Origin of the sequence: Micromonospora terminaliae (assembly GCF_009671205.1) — a bacterium.
GTDB lineage: Bacteria > Actinomycetota > Actinomycetes > Mycobacteriales > Micromonosporaceae > Micromonospora > Micromonospora terminaliae.
Genome location: NZ_CP045309.1, coordinates 964771 through 991292 on the forward strand (window position 1 = coordinate 964771; position 26522 = coordinate 991292).

Annotated in this window: 25 protein-coding genes; 12 read left to right on the top strand and 13 right to left on the bottom strand. The window is 75.2% G+C overall.

Going from position 1 to position 26522, the window contains the following annotated elements; all coding sequences use genetic code 11:
• Nucleotides 1-85 precede the first annotated feature (85 nt).
• The gene (locus GCE86_RS04345) at nt 86-2695 is read right to left on the bottom strand and encodes a glycoside hydrolase family 9 protein (protein WP_154225719.1); all 2610 of its coding nucleotides are present in this window, start codon (nt 2693-2695) and stop codon (nt 86-88) included.
• Nucleotides 2696-2897: 202 nt separating this feature from the next.
• On the opposite strand from GCE86_RS04345, the gene GCE86_RS04350 reads away from it, so the two are divergent.
• Nucleotides 2898-3623, top strand: coding sequence for a PP2C family protein-serine/threonine phosphatase (locus GCE86_RS04350; RefSeq protein ID WP_154225720.1), 726 nt, complete (start codon nt 2898-2900; stop codon nt 3621-3623).
• A gap of 6 nt (nt 3624-3629) precedes the next feature.
• Here GCE86_RS04350 and hrpB read toward each other — a convergent pair whose 3' ends face one another.
• Entirely contained in the window at nt 3630-6143 is a 2514-nt protein-coding gene (gene hrpB, locus GCE86_RS04355) for an ATP-dependent helicase HrpB (protein ID WP_154225721.1), read from the bottom strand.
• Nucleotides 6144-6238: 95 nt separating this feature from the next.
• Between hrpB and GCE86_RS04360 the strand changes: the two genes are divergently transcribed.
• Nucleotides 6239-6970, top strand: coding sequence for a class I SAM-dependent methyltransferase (locus GCE86_RS04360; RefSeq protein ID WP_154225722.1), 732 nt, complete (start codon nt 6239-6241; stop codon nt 6968-6970).
• A gap of 93 nt (nt 6971-7063) precedes the next feature.
• Here GCE86_RS04360 and GCE86_RS04365 read toward each other — a convergent pair whose 3' ends face one another.
• A complete protein-coding gene (locus GCE86_RS04365; protein WP_154225723.1) occupies nt 7064-7888 on the bottom strand; it encodes a SigB/SigF/SigG family RNA polymerase sigma factor in 825 nt (274 codons plus the stop codon).
• Between the two features lie 336 nt (nt 7889-8224).
• Between GCE86_RS04365 and GCE86_RS04370 the strand changes: the two genes are divergently transcribed.
• Complete coding sequence (locus GCE86_RS04370) at nt 8225-8980, top strand: acetoacetate decarboxylase family protein (RefSeq protein ID WP_154225724.1); 756 nt, start codon at nt 8225-8227, stop codon at nt 8978-8980.
• On the opposite strand, the gene GCE86_RS04375 is transcribed toward GCE86_RS04370, so the two are convergent.
• The gene (locus GCE86_RS04375; protein WP_154230329.1) at nt 8929-10518 is read right to left on the bottom strand and encodes a phospholipase D family protein; all 1590 of its coding nucleotides are present in this window, start codon (nt 10516-10518) and stop codon (nt 8929-8931) included. The two genes, GCE86_RS04370 and GCE86_RS04375, sit on opposite strands and share 52 nt — an antisense overlap.
• 136 nt (nt 10519-10654) lie before the next feature.
• On the opposite strand from GCE86_RS04375, the gene GCE86_RS32295 reads away from it, so the two are divergent.
• Nucleotides 10655-10783: a hypothetical protein gene (locus tag GCE86_RS32295; protein WP_275587250.1), complete on the top strand. Its 129-nt coding sequence runs from the start codon at nt 10655-10657 to the stop codon at nt 10781-10783.
• 50 nt (nt 10784-10833) lie between these two features.
• On the opposite strand, the gene GCE86_RS04380 is transcribed toward GCE86_RS32295, so the two are convergent.
• A complete protein-coding gene (locus GCE86_RS04380) occupies nt 10834-11820 on the bottom strand; it encodes a pirin family protein (protein WP_154225725.1) in 987 nt (328 codons plus the stop codon).
• A gap of 10 nt (nt 11821-11830) precedes the next feature.
• Nucleotides 11831-12313, bottom strand: coding sequence for a MarR family winged helix-turn-helix transcriptional regulator (locus GCE86_RS04385; protein ID WP_154225726.1), 483 nt, complete (start codon nt 12311-12313; stop codon nt 11831-11833).
• A 126-nt stretch (nt 12314-12439) separates the two neighbouring features.
• On the opposite strand from GCE86_RS04385, the gene GCE86_RS04390 reads away from it, so the two are divergent.
• On the top strand, nt 12440-13024 hold the full coding sequence (locus GCE86_RS04390; RefSeq protein ID WP_154225727.1) for a DUF1684 domain-containing protein: 585 nt from the start codon (nt 12440-12442) through the stop codon (nt 13022-13024).
• Between the two features lie 52 nt (nt 13025-13076).
• On the opposite strand, the gene GCE86_RS04395 is transcribed toward GCE86_RS04390, so the two are convergent.
• Entirely contained in the window at nt 13077-13664 is a 588-nt protein-coding gene (locus GCE86_RS04395) for a general stress protein (RefSeq protein ID WP_154225728.1), read from the bottom strand.
• A 110-nt stretch (nt 13665-13774) separates the two neighbouring features.
• Here GCE86_RS04395 and GCE86_RS04400 point away from each other — a divergent pair, with 110 nt between their 5' ends.
• Together GCE86_RS04400 and GCE86_RS04405 are read left to right on the top strand one after the other, a co-directional pair.
• Nucleotides 13775-15595 carry a glycoside hydrolase family 15 protein gene (locus GCE86_RS04400; protein WP_154225729.1) on the top strand — a complete coding sequence of 607 codons (1821 nt, stop codon included), beginning with the start codon at nt 13775-13777 and terminating at the stop codon, nt 15593-15595.
• A 68-nt stretch (nt 15596-15663) separates the two neighbouring features.
• The gene (locus GCE86_RS04405; protein WP_154225730.1) at nt 15664-16164 is read left to right on the top strand and encodes a metallophosphoesterase family protein; all 501 of its coding nucleotides are present in this window, start codon (nt 15664-15666) and stop codon (nt 16162-16164) included.
• A gap of 1 nt (nt 16165) precedes the next feature.
• Here the strand turns inward: GCE86_RS04405 and GCE86_RS04410 are convergent, their stop codons facing one another.
• Nucleotides 16166-16393, bottom strand: coding sequence for a DUF3072 domain-containing protein (locus GCE86_RS04410; protein ID WP_154225731.1), 228 nt, complete (start codon nt 16391-16393; stop codon nt 16166-16168).
• 103 nt (nt 16394-16496) lie between these two features.
• On the opposite strand from GCE86_RS04410, the gene GCE86_RS04415 reads away from it, so the two are divergent.
• Nucleotides 16497-17444, top strand: coding sequence for an NAD(P)/FAD-dependent oxidoreductase (locus GCE86_RS04415; protein WP_154230330.1), 948 nt, complete (start codon nt 16497-16499; stop codon nt 17442-17444).
• 66 nt (nt 17445-17510) lie between these two features.
• Nucleotides 17511-18608 carry an anti-sigma factor RsbA family regulatory protein gene (locus GCE86_RS04420; protein WP_163636931.1) on the top strand — a complete coding sequence of 366 codons (1098 nt, stop codon included), beginning with the start codon at nt 17511-17513 and terminating at the stop codon, nt 18606-18608.
• Here GCE86_RS04420 and GCE86_RS04425 read toward each other — a convergent pair.
• From GCE86_RS04425 to GCE86_RS04435, 3 genes are all read right to left on the bottom strand, one after another.
• A complete protein-coding gene (locus tag GCE86_RS04425; RefSeq protein WP_154225733.1) occupies nt 18514-19809 on the bottom strand; it encodes a cation:proton antiporter in 1296 nt (431 codons plus the stop codon). The two genes, GCE86_RS04420 and GCE86_RS04425, sit on opposite strands and share 95 nt — an antisense overlap.
• A gap of 65 nt (nt 19810-19874) precedes the next feature.
• Nucleotides 19875-20636, bottom strand: coding sequence for an HAD family hydrolase (locus GCE86_RS04430; protein ID WP_154225734.1), 762 nt, complete (start codon nt 20634-20636; stop codon nt 19875-19877).
• A 42-nt stretch (nt 20637-20678) separates the two neighbouring features.
• Nucleotides 20679-22817, bottom strand: a complete 2139-nt coding sequence (locus GCE86_RS04435; RefSeq protein ID WP_154225735.1) for an ATP-binding SpoIIE family protein phosphatase — start codon at nt 22815-22817, stop codon at nt 20679-20681.
• Nucleotides 22818-23006: 189 nt separating this feature from the next.
• On the opposite strand from GCE86_RS04435, the gene GCE86_RS04440 reads away from it, so the two are divergent.
• Nucleotides 23007-23870, top strand: coding sequence for a mechanosensitive ion channel family protein (locus GCE86_RS04440; protein ID WP_154225736.1), 864 nt, complete (start codon nt 23007-23009; stop codon nt 23868-23870).
• A 57-nt stretch (nt 23871-23927) separates the two neighbouring features.
• Here GCE86_RS04440 and GCE86_RS04445 read toward each other — a convergent pair whose 3' ends face one another.
• A complete protein-coding gene (locus GCE86_RS04445) occupies nt 23928-24290 on the bottom strand; it encodes a DUF6401 family natural product biosynthesis protein (protein WP_154225737.1) in 363 nt (120 codons plus the stop codon).
• 164 nt (nt 24291-24454) lie between these two features.
• On the opposite strand from GCE86_RS04445, the gene GCE86_RS04450 reads away from it, so the two are divergent.
• On the top strand, nt 24455-24901 hold the full coding sequence (locus tag GCE86_RS04450; protein ID WP_154225738.1) for a hypothetical protein: 447 nt from the start codon (nt 24455-24457) through the stop codon (nt 24899-24901).
• Here GCE86_RS04450 and GCE86_RS04455 read toward each other — a convergent pair whose 3' ends face one another.
• Complete coding sequence (locus GCE86_RS04455; RefSeq protein ID WP_154225739.1) at nt 24902-25111, bottom strand: hypothetical protein; 210 nt, start codon at nt 25109-25111, stop codon at nt 24902-24904. It abuts the gene before it with no gap.
• Between the two features lie 178 nt (nt 25112-25289).
• Between GCE86_RS04455 and GCE86_RS04460 the strand changes: the two genes are divergently transcribed.
• On the top strand, nt 25290-26519 hold the full coding sequence (locus tag GCE86_RS04460; protein ID WP_244317179.1) for an MFS transporter: 1230 nt from the start codon (nt 25290-25292) through the stop codon (nt 26517-26519).
• Nucleotides 26520-26522 lie beyond the last annotated feature (3 nt).

The window sequence follows — 26522 nt, forward strand, 5'->3', positions numbered from 1 at the left end:
CCCCCTCGGACGATCATGGAGTCGTGGCGCCCGGTTCGCCCGTACGGCGGCTTTCCGGTGGTGCCACGACTCCATGATCGGCGGGTCAGGAGATCGTGCAGGCTTGGCCGTTCAGGGTGATCAGGTTGGGGCGGGGGTTGGGGCCGCCGGACGTTGAGCCGGTGAGGCCGAAGGTGATTGTCCCGCCGGGTGCGATTCGTGCGTTCCACGACTCGTTTCGTGCGGTGACCGTGGCGCCCGACTGGGTGAGCTTCGCCGACCAGTAGCTCGCCACGCGCTGGTCGCCGGTGAACGCCCACCGCAGGCTCCACCCGTTCACCGCCGACGGGCCGGTGTTGCGCACCGTGACCTGGGTGGTGAAGCCGTCCGGCCAGCTGCCGTGGGTGGTGTACGCGACCGCGCAGGTCGGCCCCGGCACGGCGCCTGCGTCGCCCTGGTCGGCGAGGAACGACGCCAGCCAGGCCAGTGCCGAGTTCCAGTTGATCGCCACCTCGTTGGTCGCGTACGAGTTGATGTCGTCGACGTAGCAGAACATCGGGGCGCAGCCGGCGAGCAGGTTGGCCGCGTACGGGTCCTGGAGGGCGGCGTTCGGGCCACCGGCCAGCGAACCGGCCGGCGGGTTCGGCAGGTCCGGGTTCAGCTGGTGGGCGAAGATCCGGCTGTGCTGGTTGCGCGCGTGCTGCTCGCCCCAGCCGGTCACGTAGGACATGTTCAGCGCGTTGCGGCCGAGCAGGTAGTCGGCGCTCTGCACCGCCCCGTCCCGGTACTTCGCGTCCCGGCTCAGGTCGAACGCCGTGGCCAGCACGATGGCGTTGTTGACCACGTTGCTGTTGCTGCCCCAGACGTAGGCGTCGGCGGCGCCGGGCAGCGGCAGCCCGTACGCCTGGTCCCGCAGCGTGGCCAGGTAGCGGTCGGCGGCGGCGGTCACCGAGGCGCGGATCCGGGTCCGTTCGGCGGCCGGCAGGCCGTTGGGCACGGTGGCCAGGTCGAGCCGGCCCAGCGCGGCCACGCTCTGCCACCCGAACGCGCCGCCCGGGGCGAAGACGTCGGCCGTGTGCAGCGGCGAGGCGGTGAGGTCGGCCAGGTACGCCGATCCGCCGGTGGTCAGCCACAGTTCGGCGGCCGCCCAGTAGAACTCGTCGGTGACGTTCGTGTCGTCGTACGCGCCGCCGCCGGTGCCGTCGGTCGCCGGGGCGTAGACCGCCGGGTGAGCCTTGGCCGCGGCATACGCGGTCTTCGCGGCGGCGCCGCAACGGGCTGCGAACGCGGCGTCGTACGGGGCGAAGAGGCGGGCGCACTGGGCGGCCACGGCGGCCAGGTTGAGCGTGGCGGTGGTGGACGGCGGGTGCAGCTCGCGGGGCTGCGGGTCGTCCTGCGGCGCGAGCGGCAGGCCGGTCCAGTTCCGGTCGTGGATCTTGTGGTGGACCATCCCGGCCAGCGGCCGGCCGGCCGGCACCTGCATGCGCAGCAGGAACTCCAGCTCCCACCGGGCCTCGTCGAGGATGTCGGGGACCTGGTTGCCGCGCTCCGGCACGCGCAGGGTGCTGTCGCCCAGCGCCGCGCCGCCGGCCGCCGTCTCCGCCGTCCTGGTCCGCTCGAACGCGTTGAGCAGCTGGTAGGTGGCGATGCCGCCGTTGACGACGTACTTGCCGTGGTCACCGGCGTCGTACCAGCCGCCGCGCACGTCGAGGGAGTGGTCGCAGACGCCGGGCTGGCAGGGCACGTCGGTGTCGCCCTGGTTGGGCGCCACACCGAGGTGGCCGGCCGGGCGGGCGTAGGCGGCGCCGATCAGGTCACCGTCGATCGGGGTGCCGCTGCGCTGGGCGTAGAAGAACTGGAGCGAGTCGGCGCGCAGCCGGTCGTAGAGGGTGCCGGAGATGTCGAACGGGTGGCTGGTCTCGCCGTCGACGACGAGGGTGTAGCCGGTGCCCGGGGTGCGGTACGCGGAGAAGTCGACGGTCTGCACCGGCTGCCCCGACGCCGGGTCGGTGCCGCGTGGTGTGGTGGTCCCGTCGGCCACGACGGTCCCGGCGGCCGACCGCAGCTGCCACGGCAGCGCCTCGGCGGCGTCGGTGACCACGGTGGCGTGCTTCGGCCCGCCGGGCAGGTAGCCGACCTGGTTGACCCGCACCCGCGGCCCGGTGTCCGGCTCGTAGGGCGGGGCGGCCTCGCCGCCGCGCAGGGACACGTTGTCCAGGCAGAACGTCTGCGCCTCCGCGCTGCCGCCGACCTGGAAGATCAGTTGCGCGCCGGCGTTGTCGGCCGGGGCGGTGAACGTCGTGGTGACGTGCCGTGCGGCGCCGGTGGCGGTCGCGTCGACGCTCGCGTACGTCGTGTAGGGCGCGCTGCCGAGCTGGAGCACCGCCCGCAGCGCCGCGCCGGGGGTGGCGGAGATGTCGAAGGACAGCTCGTACTCGGCGCCGGCGATCAGCGGCACGGCGTCCTGCCCGATGCCGGCGTCCCAGGGGTTGGCGAGCCCGCCGGCGACGGCGGTGCAGAGCCGGCCGTCGCTGACCCCGAGCTCGCCGGTGCCGTAGGAGAACCAGGGGGACGTGCCGGCGCTGAAGTCGCCGTTGCGCAGCTGTTCGGGGGCGTCCGGCGGCACCTCGGCGCGGGCCGGGCCGGCGGTGCCGCCGGCGAGTGCGAGGGTGGTGGCCGCGGCGAGGGCGGTGAGCCGGCGTCGGGATGGGGTCACGGAGGTTCCTTCCGTGCGCGGGGACGGGTCGGGAGCTGGGAGCGCTCCCAATGCGGTCCGATGTTTCCAGCGCGCTGCGCCGCTGTCAATCGATCCGGTCCGATGGCCGCGCGCCGCGCCGACAGTGAGATTCACCGCGCCACGTAGCATGGTCCTGATCTCCTAGAGACAACCGAACCCTCCAACTGGCAGGCTGCGTCCCATGACCCTGAAGCTTCGTTCCGTCGGGGCGAGCGACCGTGGGCTGATCCGCAGTGGCAACCAGGACGCCCAGCACGCCGGCCGGTGGCTCGTCGCCGTGGCCGACGGCATGGGCGGCATGGCCGCCGGTGACCTGGCCAGCCGCATCGCGATGGACGCGGTCACGCCGCTGGACGTGGAGACTCCCGAGGACGGGCTGGTCGCGGCCCTCCAGGGCGGCATCGAGCTGGCCACCGCGCGGATCCGGCAGGCCGTCGAGGAGGACCCGGAACGCCAGGGCATGGGCACCACCCTCACCGCGCTGCTGTTCGCCCGCACGGGCAGCTGCCTGGCCCTCGCCCACGTCGGCGACTCCCGGGCCTACCTGTTCCGGGAGGGCGTGCTCAAGCAGGTCACCCGGGACGACACCTTCGTGCAGATGCTGGTCGACCAGGGCGTGATCACCGCCGAACAGGCGAGCAGCCACCCCCGCCGGGCCGTGGTGACCCAGGCGTTGCAGGGTGACGAGGTCTCCCCGACCTACGCCACCATGGTCCCCTGGGCCGGCGACCGCTGGCTGCTGTGCAGCGACGGGCTCTCCAACGTGGTCCGCCCCGACACCCTCGCCGAGGTGCTCGGCGGCCATCCCGACCGCGAGGCGTGCGCGGCCAAGCTGATCGACCTGGCGTTGCGGGCCGGCGGCCCGGACAACGTCACCGTGGTCATCGCGGACGTGGTCGACGAGTAGCCGGGGTCAGCGCCGGCGCGGGCTGGCCCGCCGGGTGGGCTCGGCGCTGGTGGGGTCCTCCGGCCACGGGTGCCGCGGATACCGCCCCCGCAGCTCCGACCGCACCTGCGGGTAACCGGTCTGCCAGAACGAGGCCAGGTCGGCGGTGACCGCCACCGGCCGGCCGGCCGGGGAGAGCAGGTGCAGCAGCACCGGCACCCGGCCGTCGGCGATCCGCGGCGCGGCGGCCCAGCCGAACGTCTCCTGGAGCTTCACGGCCAGCACCGGGGCGGCCGGGTCGGCGTAGTCCAGCCGGATCCGCGATCCACTCGGCACGGAAAGCCGCTCCGGCGCCAGCTCGTCGAGCCGCGCCGCCTGCCGCCAGTCCAGCAGCCGGCGCAGCGCCGCCGCCACGTCGACCCGGGCCAGGTCGGCCCGGCGGCGCGCGCGGGCCAGCTCCGGGCCCAGCCACGTCGGCGCCGCGGTGAGCAGCGCGGCGTCGGACACGTCCGGCCACTCGTCGCCGAGCGCCCGCCGGCAGAAGGCCAGCCGCCGGCGCAGCGCCATGGCCTCCGGCGTCCAGGTGAGCAGGGCCAAGCCCTCCTGGCGCAGCCCCGCGAGCACCGCCTCGGCGAGCCGCGCCGGATCGGGTGCCGCCAGGGGCCGGTCGACCAGCTCGATGGCGCCGAGCCGGACCACCTCCCGGGCCACCACGTCCCCGCCGGACCAGCCGACCTCACGGGCGTCGCGCAGCAGCGGCCCACCGGCCTCCCGGGCGGTCGCCTCGTCCACCGGGGTGGCCAGCCGGATCCGCGCGGTCGGCGCGCCGGGGGAGCGGTCCGCCACGGCAATGGCCAGCCATTCCGATCCCACGAGCCCCGACCCGGCCGCCAGCTCCGCGGCGGTCCCACCGGCCATCAGGTAGGCGGACCCGCCCGCCCGCCGCACCCGCGCCAACCGCTCCGGGTACGCCAGCCCCACCACGATCCCCGCGGCCAGGTCATCCGGGAGCCGTCCCGCGCGGGGAGGGGGCGGGGTGGGAAGGGCGGTGCGCAGGCGGCGTACCTCGGCGCGCCAGCGGGCGGTCGCCGCCGGGTCCGCCCCCGTGCGCAGGCGGCGCCACAGGGCCGTGAGGTCATCTCCGGCGCCGCCCAGCGTCTCCTCGGCCAGCAGCGCCACGATCTCGGCGGCCCGGTCGGCGCTGACTCGTTCCGCGCCGTCGAGCAGCGCGCGGGCCAGCCGGGGGTGCGCGCCGGCGGACGCGATGGCCCGGCCGCGGGCGGTGATCCGGCCGTCGGCGTCGACCGCGCCGAGCGTGGTCAGCGTGTCCCGGGCGACGGCCAGCGCGGCCGGCGGCGGGGGATCGGGCAGCGCCAGGCCGGCGCCGTCCGGGGTGCCCCAGGCGGCCAGCTCCAGCGCGAACCCGGTCAGGTCGGCGGTGGCGATCTCCGGCTCGGGCTGCGGAGCGAGCCGGGCGTGGGTCGCCTCGGACCAGCACCGGTAGACCGCACCCGGCGCCTCCCGCCCCGCGCGGCCGGCCCGCTGGGTGGCCGCCGCCCGGGACACCGGCACGGTGACCAGCGCGCCCAGCCCGCGGGCCAGGTCGGTGCGGGCCACGCGGCTCAGCCCGGCGTCCACCACGACCCGGACGCCCGGCACGGTCAGGCTGCTCTCCGCCACGGCGGTGGCCAGCACCACCCGGCGCCGCCCGGGTAGTGGCGTGAGGGCCGCGTCCTGCGCCGCGCCGGAGAGCCGGCCGTGCAGGGGCAGCACGGCGACCGCCTCGCGCAGGTCGGCCAGGCGGCCCGCCATGGCCGCGATCTCGCCGGCGCCGGGCAGGAAGACCAGCACGTCCCCGTCCCGCTCGCGCAGGGCCCGGCGCACCGTCCCCGCCACGTGGTCCAGCAGCGCCGGGTCGACGCGGCCCGCGCCGGGCGCGGCGACCGGGCGGGGCGGGGGCGCCCAGATCCGGTCCACCCGGTGCAGGGCGGCGTCGGCCCGGACCACCGGCGCGGCAGCGCCGCCGCCGAGCAGCGCGGCGAACCGGTCCGCCTGCGGGGTGGCCGACATGGCCAGCAGCCACAGGTCCGGCCGGAGCGTGCCGCGGGCCTCCACGCCGAACGCCAGGGCCAGGTCGGCGTCGAGCTGCCGCTCGTGGACCTCGTCGAGCAGCACCGCGCCGACGCCGGGCAGCTCCGGGTCGTGGTGCAGCCGGCGGACCAGCAGGCCGGTGGTGACCACCTCGATCCGGGTCCGCGGGCCGGTCCGGCGCTCGCCGCGCACCGCGTACCCGATCCGGTCGCCGACCCGCTCCCCGAGCAGGGCGGCCATCCGGTGCGCGGCGGCCCGCGCGGCCACCCGGCGGGGCTGGGCGATCACGACCCGGCCGGGAACCTCGCCGGCCACCGCCAGCGGCGCGAGGGTGGTCTTGCCGGTGCCCGGGGGCGCCACGAGGACCGCCGCGCCGGCCGCGTCCAGCGCCTCGACCAGCGCCGGCAGCACCGGCCGGACCGGCAGGTCCAGGGCGACGTCGGAGAGCACGGACCCACTCTCGCACCCCGGGCCGGGCGGCCGGCGCCGGGTCCTGTTCGACTTCTCACATTGACCGTGACCGTTTCCTCGCGTGGAGTGACGGGATGGCGATGATGGCGTACGACGAGAGGTCGGCCGAGGCCTTCGCGGCGACCCGGCACGTGCCGGCCGACGGCCTGGCGAGCTGGCGCGCCGCGGTGGCCCGGCACCTGCCCGCCGGGCCCGGGAAGCGGGTGCTCGACGTGGGCGCGGGCACCGGCGCGTGGGCCGCCGCCTTCCGGGCCTGGTACGGGGTGGACGTGCTGGCGGTCGAGCCGGCGGCGGCCATGCGGGCCCGCTCGGCGTACCCGGGGATGGTGGCCGGTCGGGCGGAGGCGCTGCCCCTCGCGGCGGCCGGCCTGGACGGCGCGTGGCTCTCCACGGTGGTGCACCACCTGCCCGACCTGCCCGCGGTCGCCGCCGAGTTGCGCCGGGTGCTGCGGCCCGGCGCGCCGGTGCTGATCCGGTCGGTCTTCGCCGGACGGGGCGGTGGCGTCACGCTGTTCCGCTGGTTCCCGGAGGCGCTGCGGGTGCTGGAGGGTTATCCCTCGGTGGCCGAGGTCTGCGCGGCGTTCGAGCCGGCCGGGTTCGCCCCGGTCGCGCTGGAGCCGGTGCCGCAGGTCAGCGCGCCATCGCTGCGGGCGGCGGCCGAAGGGCTGCGCCGCGCCGCGCACACGCCGCTGGTGCTGCTCGACGACGCCGACTACGACCGGGGGGTACGCCGGCTGCGCGCCGCGGCGCGGCGGACGCCGGACGCCCCGGTGGTCGACGCGCTGGACCTGCTGGTGCTGCGCTGAACGCGGAACGGCCCGGCCGGCGCAGCGCCGACCGGGCCGGAGTGGACGTCAACGGTGGCCGGGCCCGCCGACCCGGCCACCGCCGCCACCCCCCTAGTACGTTCCGTCGAGCTGCCCGCGCAGCTTCGTGAGCGCCCGGGCCAGCAGCCGGGACACGTGCATCTGGGAGACGCCGATCTGCTCGGCGATCTGGGACTGGGTGAGGTTGCCGTAGAAGCGCAGCGTGAGGATCTTCTGCTCGCGCTCGTCGAGGGTGGCCAGCGCGGGCCCGAGGGCGACGCGCAGCTCGGCCAGCTCGAACTCGCCGTCCTCGCCGCCGAGCATGTCGCCCAGCTCGGTGGCCCGGTCGCCGTCGCCCGTCGGGGTGGACAGCGACACCGCGTTGTAGGCGCGGGCACCCTCCAGGCCCTCCAGGACCTCTTCCTCGGTGAGGTTGAGGTGGCCGGCGATGTCGGCGACGGTCGGCGAGCGGCCGAGGGTCTGCAGCAGCGTGCTGTTGGCGTCGGAGATGGCCAGCCGCAGCTCCTGGAGGCGGCGCGGCACCCGGATGTCCCAGGTGCGGTCGCGGAAGTGGCGCTTCAGCTCGCCGATGATGGTCGGGATGGCGTAGCCGGCGAAGTCGACGCCGCGGGACGGGTCGAACTTGTCGATCGCCTTGATGAGGCCGACGGCGGCGGTCTGCGCCAGGTCGTCGGTGGGCTCGCCCCGGCCGCTGTAGCGGTGGGCGAGGTGGTTGGCGAGAGGCAGCCAGGCCTCGATCGCCCGGTCGCGCAGCGCGGCGCGCGACGGGTGGTGGGCGGGCAGTGCCGCCATCGCGTGGAGCAGGTCGGCGGCGCTGTCGGTGAGCGCCCGCGGGTCGAGCTTCTCGGAGGTGGACGGCGTTCTCGTCGCCGGCTCGCTGATCGTGTGCGCGGTCATGGGTGGTCCTCCCTGCACCTCGTCCGCGAAACAAAAAGACGTGACGCTTCGGTTTAGCTTCAGTTAGGCCGTTCGGAAGCCACCTTAACCTGATCGGCCTGAGGAAATCTAGCCGAAAGTACGATGTACTTAAGCCGTGTCTGGGCACCGAACGGCATGAAGCCGGGCATACACCCTTTGGACGGCCGCGCGGGGCCGGCTGGCCGTACGGACGAACCAGGGGACCGACCGGTCAACATGAAACCCGACACTCGGTTCAGACTGTCGCCATTCCGTCGTTGTCCCGCCAACGGGACCGCCCGTAGCGTCCAGGGTGTACACGTCTACGGAGGCACCGTGCTGGATCCCGCCGCTCCGCAACTCGTCGTCAACGCCCGGACGCTGCTGTTCAGCTGGCTCCCGGCAGACCCCGACGCCGTCGCGGCGCTCGTCCCGGCCGGCCTGCGCCCCCGTCCGGACCGTGCGGTGTTCCTCTGCCAGTACGTGGTGGACGACGAAACCCAGACCTCGGGGTTCGGCGCGTACTCGCTCACCTTCCTCGGTGTCTCACTCACGGACATGGACCCGCCCGACGGTGGGACACCGGGCGGCTGGTGGACGCACTACCTCGCCTCCAGCCCGCGCGTCCGGCAGTACGCGTCCGCCCGGGGCGCCCCCGCCGGGCCGGGGGAGACCCTGCTCGACGTCCGGGGCGGGCGGCTGACCGCCGAGACGTGGGCCGACGGGCGGCCGCTCGTCCAGGTCACCGCCCGGGTCGGGCACACCGGCACCGAGGCGTACAACGGCCACCACCGCTACCTCACGGCGCGCGACGGCGAGCTGATCGTGGCGGACTACCCGTACGTGGCCGAGCCGGTGTCGCCGTTCGAGGTCGAGTCGGTGGAGTTCCTCGCACCGGAGCACCCGGTCTACGCGCTCCGGCCGGCCAACCCGCTAGAGGTCTGCTGGGGCTTCTACTCGCCCCGGGTGTCGTTCGCATACCCGGCGCGGCCGAACGCGCTGGACGAACCGCTGCCCGCGGCCGAACCGGTCGCGGCGGCTCACCAGGTGCCGGCGCGCCGGGCGCGCAGCGGCCTGCCGTCCGGGTCGTAGACCAGCCGGTACGCCGGCAGCGCCCAGAGCCGCGTACGCCAGGGCAGCCGCTCCGGCCGGTGCGGTCGCAGCCGCCCCGGCGGGCGGGGGCCGACCCGCCCGGACTCGTGCCACCGCTCCAGCTCCGCGGCGGCCGCCGTGATGGCCGCGACCGCGTCGGCCGGGTCGAGCAGGTCGTGGTCCTCGCCGCCGTCCGGATCCCGGTCCAGGTGCTCACGCCACAACCGCAGCCGCAGCTCGCGGGCGAACACCCGGGCACCGTCGCCGAGCCCCGCCGGGTCGGCCGGGGCCCGCTCGTCCCGGGTCTCGTCCAGCACCGCGCAGGACAGCTCGCTGTCGTGGGTCCACGAGCGGCGGTTGAAGTTGTCGCTGCCCACGCTGGCCCAGACGTCGTCCACCACGCACACCTTCGCGTGGACGTACACCGGGGTGCCCTCGTGGTTCTCCACGTCGAAGACGTGCACCCGGTCCGGCGCGGCCCGGTGGCACAGCGCGAGGGCCTGCGCCCGGCCGACCATGTTGGGTGGCAGCGCCAGCCGGCCGTCCACGTCCGGGTGCCGGGGGACGACGGCCACCAGGTGCAGCTCCGGCTGCTCGCGCAGGGCCCGGGCGAAGAGGTCGGCGACCTCGGTCGACCAGAGGTACTGGTCCTCCAGGTAGATCAGCCGGCGGGCCCGGCGGACCGCCTTCGTGTAGCCGCGGGCCACGGTCCGCTCGCCGTCGGGGGCGAACGAGTAGCGCGGGCGCACGGCCGGGTAGGTGCGCAGCACCTGCACGTGGTGCGGACCGCAGGGGGGCGGGTCGGCGGGCTGGTCGGGCAGCGGGTCCGGGCTCAGGTCCGAGCCGCGGAGCCGGTCCCGCAGGTACGCCATCGGGTTCTCCGAGTCCAGCGGCATGGGGTCGGTCCACCGCTCCCGGAAGGTGGTGTCCAGCGCACCGACCACCGGCCCGCGCAACGCGAGCTGGACGTCGTGCCAGGGCGGGTGCGGGCCGTACCGCGGGGACATGGTCACCGGCTGCGGGTCCCCGCCGTGCGCGGCGTGGTCGCGCCGGCTGTGGCAGAGGTCGATCCCACCGGCGAAGGCGATGTCCCGCTCCGGGTCGCCGGGGCGGCGCAACACCACGAGCTTCTGGTGGTGCGAGCCCCCGCGGCGCACCCGCTGGTCGAGCAGCACCTCCCCGCCGGCGGCACAGATCGCCTCGCTGAGGCTGCGGTTCTCCTCCTCGCTGTAGGAGAGCGCGTCGAGGTGGGAGCGCCAGATGAGGCCCTTGACGACCACGCCGCGCTGGGCGGCCCGGGCGAACAGCTGCACCACGGTCGGGCCGTCCGGCCGCATCCGCTCGTCCGGGTCACCGCGCCAGTCGGTGAAGAAGAGATGGTCGCCGGCCCGCAGCTGCTCCACCTCGCTGACCAGCCGGTCGAAGTACGCGCCGCCGTGAATCAACGGCTCGGCGAGGTTTCCGCTCGTCCAGACGGGTAATTCAGACCCCGGGTTGGCGCGTTCCTGTGCGGAGAGGAACCACTGTCGCATCGTCACGTTCCAGCCCCCCGAGGTCGACAACGTCCTCACGGTAGGACCCCCGGCACGGCCCCGCACGCCGACGGTTTCCGTCGGTGGGGCGCTCGCGTGGGGGTGCACCGACCCTGGATCGCGAAACCGAGGAGGCCAACACATGTCCGCCGAGACGCCGAACACCGTGACCGAATACCGCGAGCAGGCGGTGGAGGGTGAACGGGGGGCGCTGGTGGCGGTCTTGTTGATGGTGATCCTCGGGGTGGCCGGCATCTTCGCCGTCTCCTGAGACCGCCGGCGGGCGCCCCGGGACACCGGGACGCCCGCCGGATCGAACGGTCAGGGGCGGTCGCCCTCGCCGCCGCTGTGCGGCATCCGCTCGGCCGGGATCACCCCGAGCCGGCCGGCCTGGTAGTCCTCGACCGCCTGGACCAGCTCGGCCCGGGTGTTCATGACGAACGGGCCGTAGTGCGCCACCGGCTCGCGGATCGGCTGGCCGCCCATGATGTAGAGCTCCAGCGCCGGGGTGTTGGCGTCCTGGCGGGCGTCGGCGGTGACGCGCAGCGCGTCGCCGGGCCCGTGCACGGCGAGCTGGCCGAGGTGGATCGGCCGGCGGTCGGTGCCCACCGTGCCCCGGCCGGCCAGCACGTAGACCAGCGCGTTGAAGTCCGGCCGCCAGGGCAGGCTCAGCTCGGCGCCGGGCTGGAGCGTCACGTGCGCGATGGTGATCGGGGTGTGGGTGGAGCCCGGCCCCCGGTGCCCGGCGACCTCGCCCGCGATCACCCGGATCAGCGCGCCGCCGTCGGGCGTGGTCAGCAGCGCCGACTCCTTGCCGCGGATGTCCTGGTAGCGCGGCGGGTTCATCTTCGCCACGCGGGGCAGGTTGACCCAGAGCTGGAGGCCGTGGAAGAGGCCACCGCTCAGCACCAGGTGCTCCGGCGGCGCCTCGATGTGCAGCAGGCCGCGGCCGGCCGTCATCCACTGGGTGTCGCCGTCGGTGATGCTGCCGCCGCCGCCCTGCGAGTCCTGGTGGTCCATGATCCCGTCGATCATGTAGGTCACCGTCTCGAAGCCCCGGTGCGGGTGCCACGGGGTGCCCTTCGGCTCTCCCGGGGCGTAGTCGACCTCGCCCATCTGGTCGAGGTGGATGAACGGGTCGAGCTCGGTCATCGGGACCCCGGCGAAGGCCCGGCGGACCGGGAAGCCCTCGCCCTCGTAGCCGTTGGGCGCGGTGGTCAGCCGGCGGACCGGGCGGAAGGTGGTGGACTCGCCGAGCTCCGGCAGGCGGGGCAGGACGAGGACGTCGTCGACGGTGATCGCGGGCATCGCGGGCTCCTTACTTGTCGGCCGGGGTGGACGACGCGTCGCGGTCGGCGCGCAGGCGCCGGCCGAGCCGTTCGAAGACCCGGGTGAGGCAGGCGACCTCGGCGTCGTCGAGGTCGTCCATGAGGTGGGTGCGCACGGAGCGCAGGTGGTGCGGCGCGGCCTCCCGCAGGGTCAGCAACCCGGCGGCGGTGAGCACCGCCTCGCTGCCACGCCGGTCGTCCGGGCAGGACTCCCGGGCCACCAGGCCGCGCTTCTGCATGGAGGAGATCTGGTACGTCAGCCGGCTCGGCGAGAACACCAGCCGGCCGGCCAGCTCGCCCATCCGCAGCCGCTGCCCGGGCGCCTCGGAGAGCAGCACCAGCACGTGGTAGTCGGCGAAGCTCAGCCGGCTGTCGTCGCGCAGGTCGTCCTCGAGCTGGGTGAACAGCCGCTGGCTCGCCTCGATGTACGCGCGCCAGCAGGCCAGCCGCTCGGCGTCCAGGCTCTCCGTCATGACCACGAGACTAGCACTATTTAAAATTTCAACAAGGCCGTCGCTGCGGTGGTGAGCCGCGCAACAGTGGGGTCGTCCGGCGGTGATTTTCGAATCTGAACCAGCGGGCGGGGCTAGGGTCGGAGCGTGGACGATCTCGACGTGCTGGACTGGCGTGAGCGGGTAGCCCGGCTCTACCTCTCCGACCTCGACCTGGCCGGCTTCCGGGCCGCCCGGGAGGAGCTGTTCCGCAGCCACCCCAGCAGCCCCGTGCCGCCCGCCGACCGGCCCGGCTTCACCGGGCTGCGCTGGTATCCGCCCGACCCGGCGGCCGTGGTCGAGGCGCCGCTGCGCCCCGCCTCGGGCACCGAGGCCATCGACACCGGCGGCCCCGACGGCGTGGTGCGCTACCGGCGGGTGGCGGTCGCCGAGACGCCCTGGGGGCCGCTCACCCTGTGGTGGATCGAGGCGTACGGGGGCGGGCTGTTCCTCCCGGTGCGCGACGCCACCTGTGGCGCCGAGAGCTACGGCGGCGGGCGCTACCTGACCGACACGGTGAAGGGCACCTTCGGGCGCGGCCTGACCGTGCTGCCCGGCAACCGGGTCCGCCTCGACGCCAACTACCTCTACAACCCGAGCTGCGCCTACGACGACCGGTGGGCCTGCCCGCTCGCCCCGCCGGAGAACCGGGTCGACGTGCCGATCCGCGCCGGCGAGCGGTCGTACCACTGAACGGCCGACGCCCCGGCGCGACGGTGCGCCGGGGCGTCGCGGGACCGACCGGTCAGCGGGCGGTGGTGCCGGTCGGGGTCAGGTGCATCCGGCCGAGCAGCTGACGGGCCTGGTCGGCCACGTCCGCGTCCACGGTGACCGCGTACTGGCTGGCCCGCAGCGAGCTGGCCGAGGTGAAGTCCCGCTGGCCCCCGGTCATGGCGTGGGCCACCGCGCCGAACACGGCGCCCCAGATCGCGCCGATCACCAGGCCCGCCAGGATCACCGCGACCCAGTTCCCCGCGGTGAAGATGCCGAACAGCAGCCCGATGAACAGGCCGAACCACGCGCCGGTACCCGCACCGACCAGGGCGGCCCGGCCCGTGGTCAGCCGGCCCATCACGGTCTCGACCAGCGTGAGGTTGGTCCCCACGATCGCGGTCCGTTCCACCGGGAACCGGTTGTCGGCCAGATAGTCCACCACCCGCTGGGCGGACGGATAGTCCGGGTACGACCCGATCGTGACGGTCGGCGGGCCGGTCTGGGGCCCGTGTCCGTCTCCGCTCGGCGGCAACGGACGGCCGCCCGGACCGGACGGGAGGTTGTCGCTGCCCGGCATCCCGGGCCGCCAGGCCGCGGTCGGGCTCGAGGAACTGGTCATGAGCATCCTCCTTCGTCAACCCGCCGCGTTCCCACCCCCGTCGGCCGGTAACGCGCCCGCCCGGACCGATGGCCGCGCATGCCGGCCGCCGGTCCGGGGTAGCCATCCGGGTGCGGACCGGACGGATCAGCGAGCACGGTTTCCTCGCCGACGGGCACAGCGCGGCCCTCGTCGACACCGCCGGCTCGGTCAACTGGTGGTGCCCGCCCCGCTTCGACGCACCGTCGGTGTTCGGGCGGCTGCTCGACGACGCGGCCGGGCACTGGAGCATCCGGCCCGTGGGCGAGTTCACCAGCACCCGGTCCTACCTGGACGACACGCTCGTGCTGCGTACCGTCTTCACCACCGCGACGGGGACGGCGGCCGTCACCGACGCCCTGGCGCTGGAGCCGGGCGCGCGCGGCCACCGGATCGGGCTGCGGTCGCCGCGGGTGCTCGCCCGGGTGGTCGAGGGGCTCGCCGGCGAGGTGCCCATGCGGGTCGACTACGCGCCGCGCTTTGAGTACGGCCGGGTCAACGCCTACCTCACCGAGACCGACGGGGTGATCGGTGCGACGGGCGGCGGGTGCCGGCTGGAGCTGCGCGCCAACGTGCCGCTGACCTGCGGCGAGGGCGCCGCCTGCGGGCGGTTCACCGCCCGCGCCGGCAGCACCCACCACTTCACCCTCGGGTACGCCCCGACCTACCGCGGCGGCGCGCCGGCGCTGCCCGACGCCGACCAGGTGCTGGCCGACGCCGTCGCCGGGTGGCGGTCCTGGGCCGCCCTGCACCAGTACGACGGCGACTACCACGACCTGGTCCGCCGCAGCGCCATGGTGGTGCAGGGCATGACCTACGGGCCCAGCGGGGCGGTGGTCGCGGCGGCCACCACCTCGATCCCCGAGGAGCTGGGCGGCGACCGCAACTACGACTACCGCTACGTCTGGCTGCGCGACTTCAGCCTCACGCTCCAGGCGCTCTGGCTGGCCGCCTGCCCGGATGAGGCGGACCGGCAGTTCACCTGGGTGGCCCGGGCGATGGGCCGGATCGACGACGAGCCGGTGCCGATCATGTACGGCGTCGAGGGCGAGCGGGACCTCACCGAGCACGACCTCGACCACCTCGCCGGGTACGCCGGCAGCCGGCCGGTCATGGTCGGCAACGACGCCTGGCGGCAGCGGCAGACCGACGTGCTGGGCGAGGTCCTCGACGCGGCGTGGCTGATGCGCCACTACCTCGACCCCATGTCGGCCGACGTGCGGCACCTGCTGCACGCCCTCGCCGACCAGGCCGCGGAGCAGTGGCGCCGGCCCGACGCCGGGATGTGGGAGGCGCGCGGCACCGAGCGGCACTACCTCTCGTCCAAGGTGCAGTGCTGGACCGCGCTGGACCGGGCCGTCCGGTTCGGACCCCGGATCGGGGAACCCGCCGACCTGGCGCGCTGGGCGGCCGCCCGCGACGAGGTGCGCGCCGCGGTGCTCCGCCGGGGCTGGAACGACCGGGTCGGCGCGTACACCGGGGCTTTCGGCTCCGACGAGCTGGACGCCTCGGTGCTGATCATGCCGCTGGTCGGCTTCCTGCCCGCCGCGGACCCGCGGATGCGCGCGACGATCGACCTGGTGGAGCGGCGGTTGTCCCGCAACGGCCTGCTGCGCCGCTGGGGCGACGACCCGGCGGGCTTCCTCATCTGCTCCTTCTGGCTGGCCGCCTGCCTGGCCGAGGCCGGCGAGCTGGACCGGGCCCGGCGGCTGTTCGCGCAGCTCGCCGGGCGGGTCAACGACCTGGGCCTCTATGCCGAGCAGGTGGACGAGACCACCGGGGAGCAGCTGGGCAACTTCCCGCAGGCCTTCTCGCACATCGGCCTGATCGACGCCGCGGGCCGGATCACCGCGGCCGCCGCGCGGCTCGGCGCCCGGCCGCCCGTGCCGACCGGCTTCATGGAAGGCGGCTGAGCCCGGCGCCCGGCCGCCGCGGGGCGCGCCCGCGCGACAGCAGGCCCGGCGGCGGGCAGGATCGGGGGATGGAGCTGGTCATCATGGCCGACACGCACGTGCCGAAGCGGGCGCGGGACCTGCCGGCGCCGCTCTGGGCAGCGGTCGAGGCCGCCGACGTGGTGCTGCACGCCGGGGACTGGGTGGACGTGTCGCTGCTGGACGAGCTGGAGGCCCGGTCCCGCCGGCTGGTCGGGGTGTACGGCAACAACGACGGGCCGCCACTGCGCGCCCGGCTGCCGGAGGTGGCCCGGGTCGAACTGGGCGGGCTGCGCGTCGCCGTGGTGCACGAGACCGGGCCGAAGACCCGCCGGGAGGAGCGCTGCGCCGCCGACTTCGGTGACTGCGACCTGCTGGTCTTCGGGCACTCCCACATCCCCTGGGACACGGTGGCCCCGGGCGGACTGCGGCTGCTCAACCCCGGCTCACCCACCGACCGGCGGGCCCAGCCCCACGCGACCTACCTGACCGCGCGGGCGGCGGCGGGACGGCTCGACCGGGTCGAGCTGCACCGCCTGCCCCCGCGCTGACTCACCGGCCGCGGCCGGTCTCCGCCTGGAGCTCGTCGATCCGGCGGGACGCCTCAGCCTTGGTCAGCCCGTCCGGCACCTCCTCGCCGGCCTCCCGGGCCAGGGTGTGCAGGTACGACTCCTGCGCCGCCGTCGGCGGCTCGTCGCCGGTGACCCAGTCGTCCGGGTCCTTGACGGCGGCGTCCGGGTTGACGGGGGCCTTGCTGCCGTTGTTGTTGCGGTCGGCCATGGTGATCACCTCTCCTCGAACACGTGTACCACTACCCCCGTCCCGCGCCCTTCATGCCGGGCCGCGGCCTACGATCATCGGCGTGACGGCGGACCGGGCGGGCGTGGTGGTGGTCGGCGCGGGCATCGCCGGGGTGGCCTGCGCCACCGAGCTGGCCCGGGCCGGCATCCCGGTGGAGGTCCGGGAACGGGCCCGCGTGACCGGCGGGCGGATGGCGAGCAAGCGCTTCGACGGCCGCACCGCCGACCTGGGCGCCGCCTACTTCACGGTCGACGACCCGGACTTCGCCGCCGTCGTCGAGGCATGGCGCGCCGGCGGGCTGGCCCGGGAGTGGACCGACACGCTGGTCGCGTACGGGCCGCAGGGGCGCGAGGACGTGGCCGGCCCGATGCGCTGGGCGGCCCCGCGCGGGCTCCGCTCGCTGGTGGAGCATCTGGCCGGTGACCTGCCGGTGGTGCACAACCGGCTGGTCATGACGGTCGAGCCGGGCCCCCGGGTGGACGGCCGGACCGCCGGGGCCGTGGTGCTCGCCATGCCGGGCCCGCAGGCCGCCCTGCTGCTCGACCCGGCGCTCGAGGCGGCCACCCGGGCGGTCGAGGCCCAGCGCTGGTCCGCCGCGCTGGCCGGGGTGCTGCGCTTCCCGGCCCGCCGCTGGCCGGACTTCCGCGGCGCGTTCGTCAACGGGCATCCCGTGCTGAGCTCGGTCTGCGACGACGGGGACCGGCGCGGCGACGGCGCGCCGGTGCTGGTCGCGCACACCACCTCCGAGTTCGCCGCCGGGCACCTGCTCCAGCCCACCGCCGCCGGCCCGGCGATCGAGCAGGCCGTCCGCGACCTGTTCGGCCTGCCCGAGCCGGCCGAGCTCACCCACGTGCACCGCTGGACGTACGCGAAACCGGTCGCCGGCGGTGCGGGGCCCTACCACCTGGACGACGACGGGATCGGCCTGGCCGGCGACGCCTTCGGGCGGCCCCGGGTGCAGGGCGCGTGGCGCTCCGGCCGCGACCTGGGCCGCGCCCTGGCGGCCCGGCTCCTCGCGGACCGTGGCTGACCGGTGCCACTGCGCGCAGGCGCCCCGTCACCCACGGGTATTCTTCGTCGCGGAGGTGTACGCGCAGTGAACGGTGCCGGCGGTCGGCCGGGGAAGGGCACGGCCGGGGTCGACCGGTCGCCGTTCCCGGAGGGTGGCTTGCGCCACGACGCGCTGTTCTACGCCGACGACCGGGACTACCGCGCGGCCGTCGAGGAGTTCGTCGAGGCGGGCCGGGCCGCCGGCGAGCCCGTGCTGGTCGCCGTACCCACCGACCGGCTCCACCTCGTCCAGCCGCTGCTCGCCCCGCTCGACGGTGTCGAGCTGGCCGACATGGCCGTGATCGGGCGGAACCCGGCGGCCATCATCGCCACCACGCTGCGGGGTTTCGTCCACCGGTTCCCGGGCCGCCGGGTCCGCGTCGTCGGGGAGTCGCTCTGGCCCGGCCGGCGGCCGGCCGCGTACCGGCACTGCGTGGAGCACGAAGCGATCATCAACCTCGGCCTCGCCGACCAGCCGCTCACGATGCGCTGCCTGTTCGACCGGTCCCGCCTGCCGGCCGGGACGCTGGCCGATGTCGCCGGGACCCACCCCTGGCTGGTCAGCGGGGGAGTGGCCCGGCCCAGCGCCGGCTACCGGTCGCCCCGGTCGGTGCTGCGCCGGCTCGCCCGCCCGCTGCCCCCGCCGCCCGGCGACGCGCTCACCGAGCCGGTCCGGCCGGAGCGCCTGGGGTCGCTGCGCGCGGCGGTCGCCGCCGTCGCCGAGGCCGCCGGTCTCGCCGCGGAACGGGTCGACGACCTGCGGATCGCCGTCACCGAGCTGGCCTCCAACGCGCTCACCCACGGCACGGGCCCGGCCATCGCCCGGTGCTGGGCCGCCGCGGGCGACCTCGTCTGCGAGGTGAGCGGCCCGGGCGAGCTGACCGATTCCCTGGCCGGGCGGATCCCGCCGCCGGCGACCGCCGTGCGGGGCCGGGGCCTGCTGCTGGTGCACCGGCTCTGCGACCTGGTGGACGTGCACGTCGCCGACGGGGTGACCACCGTGCCGGCTGCACCTGGAGCTGCCGGCCGCCCGGGTGCCGGCGCAGCGGTCAGCCCCGGACGCCGTCCAGGGCGGGTTCGTCCGCCCGGCCCCGCTCTGAGGCGTCCCGGGTCCGCTCGCCCTCCCGGTCGAGCAGCTGCATGACCGGTGTGGCGGCGATCCCGTGCACCACCACCGAGACCACCACGACCAGGCCGACCGTGGCCCAGACCAGCTCGGCCTGCGGAAACTCCATCTTGCTGGTGGCATACGCCAGGTAGTAGAACGACCCGACGCCGCGGATGCCGAACAGCGAGATCACCCAGTGCTCGGCCGGGCGGCCCGGCGCCCCGCGCAGGGACAGCCAGCCGGCCAGCGGCCGGATCACGAACACGAGGGCGAGCCCGACCAGGGCCGCCGGCCAGGTCAGCGGGGCGAGCAGGCCGCCGATCACCGCGCCGCCGAAGAGCAGCAGCAACAGCACGGTGAGCAGCCGCTCGACCTGCTCGGCGAAGTCGTGCAGCACGGAGTGGAACTCGTGGGTGCGTTCCGCGGCCCGGATCGCCCGGGCGGCCACGAAGACCGCCAGGAAGCCGTACCCGCCGACCACCTCGACCAGCCCGTACGCCAGGAAGGTCGCGGCGAGGGCCAGGAAGCCCTCGGCGTGCCGGGCCAGCCGCAGGTTGCTGGGGGCCCGGAAGAACAGCTTGCCGAGCAGCCAGCCGACGAGCAGCCCGCCGCCCACCCCGACGGCCAGCTTGTAGAGCACGTCGACGGCGAGCCAGTGGGCCAGCCAGTCCGCCGGGGCGAGGCTCGTGGTGGCGATCGCGACGGCCGCGTAGACGAAGGGGAAGGCCAGCCCGTCGTTCAGCCCGGCCTCCGAGGTGAGCGCGAAGCGCACCTCGTCCTCCGAGTCCTCCACGTCGGTCGGCTCGCCCACCTGCACGTCGGAGGCGAGCACCGGGTCGGTCGGGGCGAGCGCGGCGCCCAGCAGCAGCGCCGCGGCGGGCACCAGGCCGGCCCACCACCAGCCGAGCACCGCCACGGCGGCGATGCACAGCGGCATGGCGATCGCCAGCAGCCGCCACGTCGACGACCAGCGCGCCCAGCTCAAGGGCCGGTCGATCTTGAGCCCGGCGCCCATCAGCGCGACGATCACGCCGACCTCGGTGAGGTGGGTGGTCAGCTCGGGCCAGCGCAGCGGATCCGGGGTCGGCAGCCCGGTGGGCAGCAGGAAGACGAGCATGCCGAGGCCGAGGAACGCGATCGGCATCGACAGCGGCCGGCGTTCCAGCACCCGGGGCAGGATGCCCGCCAGCAGCGCCCCGACGCCCAGCAGCGCGAACGCGACATCGACCGGTTCCACGGCACCACCCTTCCGCCGCCCACGGTGTCGGGCAGGTGGTCACCAGTGCCCGGAAGCGGTGCCGGCTATGCCTCCGTGTCCGTCTTCTCCCCGGTGGGGCCGGTCACCGTCTCGCCGGCCCGGCGGGGGGCCCGGACCGACCTCGCCGGGTCGGTGAGGGCGGCGATCGCGCTGTCGGCGAGGCCGTCCAGCAGGGCTGCCGGGTCGTCGTAGACGGCCACGGCGCCGGAGCCCGCCAGCTCGCCGCGGCTGGTGCCGCCGCAGGTCAGGCCGATGCAGGGCACGTCCAGCTTGCCGGCGGCGGCGACGTCCCAGACGGAGTCGCCGACGAACACGACCCGCTCGGCGGAAAGCCCCGACTGGGCCAGCGCGGCCTCCAGGATGTCGGGAGCCGGCTTGCTCTCCTCCGCGTCCGCCGAGGAGGTGACCGTGTCGATCACGTCGTCGGCGTCGAGGGCGGCGCGCAGGGCGGCCACCTCGTGCTCGGCCGCCGAGGTGGCCAGCACCACCCGCAGCCCGCGCGCCGCGCAGGCGCGCAGCAGGTCCACCGCCCGGGGCAGCGGCGCCAGCCGTTCCCAGTACTCGGCGTACAGCGCGTCGTGGGTGTCGCGCAGCTTGCCGTCGGCGTCCCGGTCCCGCTCCGCGCCGAGCAGGTGGTCGAGGAGCTTGTCCGAACCCATCCCGATGGCCCGGTGGATCCGTGCCATGGGCACCCGGTGGCCGCCCTGGCGGAGCGCCTCCCACCAGCTCACGGTATGGAGAAAGGTGGTGTCGACCAGGGTGCCGTCCACGTCGAAGAGGACGCCGCAGCGGTTGTCGTCAGGCATGGCGCTTCTCCTACCCGCCCGGGGCCGCGGCGACGCGTGGTCTCAGTCCGCGGGGATGAGGATCTCGAACCAGACCGTCGAGCCGCGCACCGTGGGGTCGGTGCCCCAGGCGTCGCTCAGCTCCTCGATGAGCCCCAGCCCGCGCCCCCGGCTGCTCAGCGTGTCGGTCTGCGCCCGGGTCACCTGCCCGCGGGTGCCGTAGTCGGCGACCGAGACCAGCAGGCGCTCCGAGCTGAGGTCGATCTCGACGCGGGCCGCGGTGCCGGCGTGCAGCAGGGCGTTGGTGGTCAGCTCGCTGGTGCAGAGCACCGCCGCCCCGACCACCCCCTCGGGCACCTGCCAGTCGGTGAGCTGGGCCGTCATCCAGTGCCGGACCCGGCTCGGCGCGGTCGGCTCGGCCGGCACCTCCATGCTGGCCGACCGGCTCGGCCGGACCGCGTGCTCCACGGCCAGCACGGCCACGTCGTCCTCCGTGGCGCCGGGCACGGCGGCCGTCGCCACCGCGCAGAGCGCCCGGGGATCCCCGCTGGTCGCGGCGCTCACCGCGGCGCCCAGACCGGTCAGCCCGGCGGTGAGATCCTGCCAGCGCCGCTCCACCACCCCGTCGCTGAAGAGCAGCAGGGTGTCGCCGGGGCGGAACGGCACGGTGACGGTCCGCGGGCGGCACCCCAGGCCCAGCGGCGGCGCGGGCGGCACCTCGACGTACTCGGCGACCGGCTCGCCCTCGGCCGGGGAGCGCCGGATCAGCGGTGCGGGATGGCCGGCGCTGGCCAGGACGATCCGCTCCCGGTCGGCCTCGATCACGCCGAACACCACGGTCACGAAGAGCTCGTGGGTGCCGCCCTCCATGCCCAGGCTGGCGACCAGCCGGTCCAGGCCGCCGAGCACCGCGTCCGGCCGGGGGTCGGAGAGGGCCAGCGCGCGCAGCGCGGCGCGTACCTGGCCCATCCGGGCGGCGGCCTGCACGTCGTGCCCGGCCACGTCGCCGAGCACGACGCCGAGCGCGCCGGTGGGCAGCACGAACGCGTCGTAGAAGTCGCCACCGGCGGCGTTGCCGTCGACACCGGGGTCGTAGCGGGCGGCGATCCGCAGCCGGGGCAGGTCGGGCAGCTGCTCCGGTAGCATGCTGCGCTGCAACAGCTGGGCCGTGCCGTGCTGGGTCTCGAAGCGGCGGGCCCGCTCGGCGGCCTGGCCGACCAGCTCCGCCGAGGCGGCGAGCAGCGCCCGTTCCGCGGGCGACCAGGGGTGAGCGGCCTGGTAGCCGACGGTCAGCGCACCGCGGATCACCGTCGAGCGCAGCGGCAGCGACGCGAGCGACCGGATCTTCTGGTCGTGCCGGTCCGTCGCGGTGTCCCGCAGCGGCTGGCCGTCGGCGACGAAGGACGGCACGCCGCTGCGCGCGGTCACCACGATGGGGATCGCCGAGTCGGCGGGCATCCGCCGCCACAGCGGGGGCAGCCGCTCGTCGGCCTCGTCCAGCAGCTCGCCCCGGACCCGGCGGACCATCCGCCAGGCGGAGCCCTCGTCGACGACGAACGAGACCCGGTCGGCGTCGAAGGAGTGCAGGCAGTAGCGCAGCGTGACCCGGGCGACGTCGTCCAGGTTGAGGGTGCCGGAGAGCGCCGCCGCGAAGTCGCTCAGGCTCTGCAACTGCTGGGTGACCTGGGTCGTCTGGGCGGCCACCGTGAGCACGCCGATGATCCGCCCGGTGGAGTCGCGGACCGGGGAGTAGCCGCGGGTGAACACCGCGGGCTCGGCGGGACCGCCCTGCTGCCGGTCGACCGGCAGCACCGCCTCCCGCGCCAGGTAGGGCTCGCCCCGCCGGTAGACCCGGGTGACCACCTCGCCGGCGTCGGGATCGTGCCAGAGGTCGGCGAACACCTCCGCCGCCGGCCGGCCGAGCGCCGCCGGGTGCCGCTCGCCGATCAGCTCCGCGTACCCGTCGTTGTAGAGCAGGACCAGGTTCTCGCCGTAGAGCAGGGCCATCGGCACGGGGGAGGCCAGCACCAGGTCGACCACGGCGCGGACCGCCGGATCCCAGCTGTCCGGCGGGCCGAGCGGCGTGTCCGCCCACGGGTGGGCCAGGACGACGGCCGCGCCGGACCCGGTTCCGCCCGGTCCGGCGGGCGCTCCCGGGGTGGGCGCTGATGGCGAGGGGACCCGCCCGACGGTGCCTGGCATGACCGCAGCCTAACCGGAGCCTGGCGGTCAGGTTTCGATCACGCCCGCGCGTCGGCGGCCGGGCGGGCGTAAAGGCAGGTCAGGGCCCGTTAGGCCGTCCATGTCGGGAAATTGCCCCGGGTCGGCTCGGCGTGCCGCCGACCCGACCGGGTATGCGGGCGGCGCAGTTCACGCGACAGGAGGGACAACATGCCGAAAACCCTCGCGGTCGGGCAGGCCGACATCGGTGACGCCCTGACCGATTTCTGGAGGTCGGTGCTGCTCTTCATCCCGAGGGCCATCGCGTTCATCGCGATCCTCGTGGTGGGCTGGCTCATCGCCCGAGCCGTCCTCAAAATCGTGGACGCGGCACTGGAACGGGTGGGGTTCGACCGCGCCGTCGAACGTGGCGGCATCAAACGCGCGCTCGAACGTACGAGATACGACGCCAGCGACATCCTGGCCAAGTTGGCCTACTACGCGGTCCTGCTGTTCACCCTGCAGTTCGCCTTCGGGGTGTGGGGACCCAACGCGATCAGTGACCTGATCCGGGGTGTGGTCTCGTGGCTGCCGCGGGCCTTCGTGGCGATCGTCATCGTGGTCATCGCCGCGGCCATCGCCAACGCGGTGCGGGACCTGGTCTCGGGCGCGCTCGGCGGGCTCTCGTACGGCAAGATCCTGGCCGACCTGACGGCGGTCTTCATCCTGGCGCTCGGCGTGATCGCCGCGCTGAACCAGGTGGGAATCGCCACCACGGTCACCACGCCGGTGCTCATCGCGTTCCTCGGCACCATCGCCGGGATCCTGGTGATCGGTGTGGGCGGTGGTCTGGTGAAGCCGATGCAGGCTCGCTGGGACCGGTGGCTCGACCGGGCCGCCGAGGAGTCCCGGGCGATCAAGGAACAGCGCCAGTCGCAGGGCGCCGGTCGCAGCGACTACGAGCGGCAGATGGCCGATCGGGGCGGTCAGCCCGCCCCGGCCACTCCGCAGTCGTCGATGTCCGGGGCGCAGGGCACGTACCGGTCCGGCAACGTGGGTGACGAGACCCAGCAGTTCCGCCGGCCGAACGGCTGAGGGACAGAGGGCGACGAGGGTGTCCGCGGGGCGATCGCGGGCACCCTCCGCCGTGTCTCAGGCCAGGTCGCGGGGGTCCAGCGCGCGGGTCAGCAGGCAGACCGCGAGCAGGCGGGTGAGCACCCAGTCGGACTCGGACCAGTCGATCGGCTCGGCCGGCGGTTCCCAGCCGTGCTCCCGCGCCGCGTCGCGCACTCCCTCGGCGTACCCGGCCAGCGCCGCCACGGTCAGCGGGCGGCGGTCGCCGTGCAGGCTGTCGCGGACGCCGGCGGCATGCTGGTCGACCGCGGCGAGCAGGCCGGGGTTGGCGGCGGCCGCGGCGAGGCCGGCGGTGCCGACGGAGGCGGTGAGCGTGGTGAGGCTGGACCTCGCGGCCACGGCCGCGGAACGGGTCGCCACCCGGTTGTTCGGCACACGCATGGTGACCGAGGCTAGCCCCGTCGGGAGCGGGGCGACCTCCGCCGACCGGACGATGCCCGGGTCGTCCTGGTGACGCCCTGCCCCGTCCGCCGGGATTGAGTCGCGCGTCCGGGGGCAGAAGGGAAACCGCGCAGAGCGCGCAGCCGACCCCGCGGAGGAACGGAATGGGACAGCAGGTCGACGGACCGGATCAGGCGCACCGCCGGCCGGCCGGCGTGAGTGACGCCACGGTCGAGGCCCTCGGCAAGCTCAGCGAGGCCCTGGAATGCGTCGAGCGGGCGCGTGGGCACCTCTACTCGCTGCACCAGCTGATCGGGCACGCCGACCTCATGCTCGACGACGCCGTGGCGCTCTTCCGCTCCGCCGGGCACCCGGAGCTGGCCGGACGGATCGAGGAGGACCTGCTCGGCCGCAACGTCATCGCGGGACGCTGGACCTTCCAGATCGTCGAGGACTTCGACGACGGCTACTACGCGCTCTTCCGGGAGCTGGACCGGCAGGCCCGCGACGAGCTGGCCGGCGGCCGGCGGCACCTCTACGAGGCGGAGATGAAGGAACGCCGCCGCAGTCCGGGGCGGCCGGGGCACGAGGCGCGCCCCGCCGAGGGCTGATCAGTCGGAGGAGCGGACCTGCGCCGTGCGGCGGACGCCGTCGTCGGCGATGATCACGGTCGCCACCATGAGCGCCACCACGAGGCTGAACAGCCAGGAGCTGTCGTCGGCCAGCTTGGCGGCGACGGGGGCCTGGATCGCGGCGAGCAGGAAGCCGAGCCACGCCAGGCGGCGCTGACGCTGGGAGAGGAAACCGGAGCCCTGTTGCATCCCGAAAGTCTTACGCGGGCCCGGGGCATCGCCGTCAGCCGTTCGGCCGATTCTGGATGGGCTGACCGTTTTCCCAACCGTCCGTATCTTACTTTTTGTCCGTTCGGTTGGCCGCCACGTCACCGGCCGTCCGCCCGGCCTGTCGGGCCCCGTGCGGGGTTCGGCAGGATGGGGCCTCGTGTCCCGCGCCCCCGCCCCGCCGCGCCCGTCCCTGCTGCTCCTGGCCTACCTGGCCTTCGTCAGCCTCGGGCTGCCCGACGGCCTCATCGGGGTCGGCTGGCCCTCCATCCGGCTCGACCTGGACGTGCCGACCGAGGCGGTCGGCGTGGTGCTCACCGCGGGCACGGTGGCGTACCTCACCTCCAGCGTGCTGGCCGGGTTCACCCTGGCCCGGCTGGGCGTCGGCTGGCTGCTCGCCGGCAGCACGCTGCTGGCCGGCGTGGCCCTGACCGGCTACGCGTCCACCCCCGCGCTCGCCGTCATGGTCGGCTTCGCGCTGGTGCTCGGGCTCGGCTCCGGCGCGATCGACGCCGGTCTCAACGCGTACGCGGCCGCCGCGTTCGGCCCCCGGCACATGAACTGGATGCACGCGTTCTTCGGGCTCGGGGTGGCGATCGGGCCGCTCATCATGACCGGGGTGCTCGGTGCCGGCTTGAGCTGGCGCTGGGGCTACGCCCTGGTGGCCGCCGCCCAGCTCGCACTGGCCACCGCGTTCGCGCTGACCGTGCGGCTCTGGCGCGGCGACGCGCCGGCCGGCGCGGCCCTGCCGCCCGATCCGATCGCGCCGCAGGTGGTTCCCGGCGAGCCCGCCCCGGCCGCGCCGCGGGCCTCGATCGGCGCGACGCTGCGGTTGCCGGCCGTGTGGCTCGGCGGGGCCGCCTTCGCCGTCTACGTGGCCATCGAGGTGTCCACCGGCCTGTGGGCCTTCCTGCTGCTCACCGAGGGGCGCGGGCTCTCCGCGGCGGTGGCCGGGCTCTGCGTCTCCGGCTACTGGGGGAGCCTCTTCGTGGGGCGGGTGGTGCAGGGGGTGGTGGCGGAGCGGCTGGGCAGCGGCCGGGTGCTGCGGGGCAGCCTGCTCGGCATGGCCGGGGGAGCGGTGCTGACCGCGCTGCCGGCCCCCGGCTGGGTGACCGTCGCCGGTCTGCTCGTGGTGGGTTTCGCGGCGGCCCCGGTCTTCCCGCTGCTCACCCTCACCACGGCGGAACGGGTGGGCCGCGACCACGCGGACCGGACCATCGGCCTCCAGATCGGCGCGGCCGGGCTGGGCGCCGCCCTGGTGCCGGCCGCGGTCGGGGTGCTGCTGGCCCGGGTCTCGGTGGCCGCGCTCGGCCCGACGCTGGTGCTGCTCGCCGTGGCGCTCATCGTCCTGCACGCCGCCGGCGCCCGGCAGGCCCGCCACGCCGGCTGAACC

Excerpts from the sequence above, each read along its gene's own strand:
- GCE86_RS04350 (WP_154225720.1), top strand. The coding sequence starts at position 2,898 with ATGACCCTGAAGCTTCGTTCCGTCGGGGCGAGCGACCGTGGGCTGATC.
- GCE86_RS04360 (WP_154225722.1), top strand. The coding sequence starts at position 6,239 with ATGGCGATGATGGCGTACGACGAGAGGTCGGCCGAGGCCTTCGCGGCG.
- GCE86_RS04365 (WP_154225723.1), bottom strand. The coding sequence starts at position 7,888 with ATGACCGCGCACACGATCAGCGAGCCGGCGACGAGAACGCCGTCCACC.
- GCE86_RS32295 (WP_275587250.1), top strand. The coding sequence starts at position 10,655 with ATGTCCGCCGAGACGCCGAACACCGTGACCGAATACCGCGAGCAGGCG.
- GCE86_RS04380 (WP_154225725.1), bottom strand. The coding sequence starts at position 11,820 with ATGCCCGCGATCACCGTCGACGACGTCCTCGTCCTGCCCCGCCTGCCG.
- GCE86_RS04385 (WP_154225726.1), bottom strand. The coding sequence starts at position 12,313 with ATGACGGAGAGCCTGGACGCCGAGCGGCTGGCCTGCTGGCGCGCGTAC.
- GCE86_RS04395 (WP_154225728.1), bottom strand. The coding sequence starts at position 13,664 with ATGACCAGTTCCTCGAGCCCGACCGCGGCCTGGCGGCCCGGGATGCCG.
- GCE86_RS04405 (WP_154225730.1), top strand. The coding sequence starts at position 15,664 with ATGGAGCTGGTCATCATGGCCGACACGCACGTGCCGAAGCGGGCGCGG.
- GCE86_RS04410 (WP_154225731.1), bottom strand. The coding sequence starts at position 16,393 with ATGGCCGACCGCAACAACAACGGCAGCAAGGCCCCCGTCAACCCGGAC.
- GCE86_RS04430 (WP_154225734.1), bottom strand. The coding sequence starts at position 20,636 with ATGCCTGACGACAACCGCTGCGGCGTCCTCTTCGACGTGGACGGCACC.
- GCE86_RS04435 (WP_154225735.1), bottom strand. The coding sequence starts at position 22,817 with ATGCCAGGCACCGTCGGGCGGGTCCCCTCGCCATCAGCGCCCACCCCG.
- GCE86_RS04440 (WP_154225736.1), top strand. The coding sequence starts at position 23,007 with ATGCCGAAAACCCTCGCGGTCGGGCAGGCCGACATCGGTGACGCCCTG.
- GCE86_RS04445 (WP_154225737.1), bottom strand. The coding sequence starts at position 24,290 with ATGCGTGTGCCGAACAACCGGGTGGCGACCCGTTCCGCGGCCGTGGCC.
- GCE86_RS04450 (WP_154225738.1), top strand. The coding sequence starts at position 24,455 with ATGGGACAGCAGGTCGACGGACCGGATCAGGCGCACCGCCGGCCGGCC.
- GCE86_RS04455 (WP_154225739.1), bottom strand. The coding sequence starts at position 25,111 with ATGCAACAGGGCTCCGGTTTCCTCTCCCAGCGTCAGCGCCGCCTGGCG.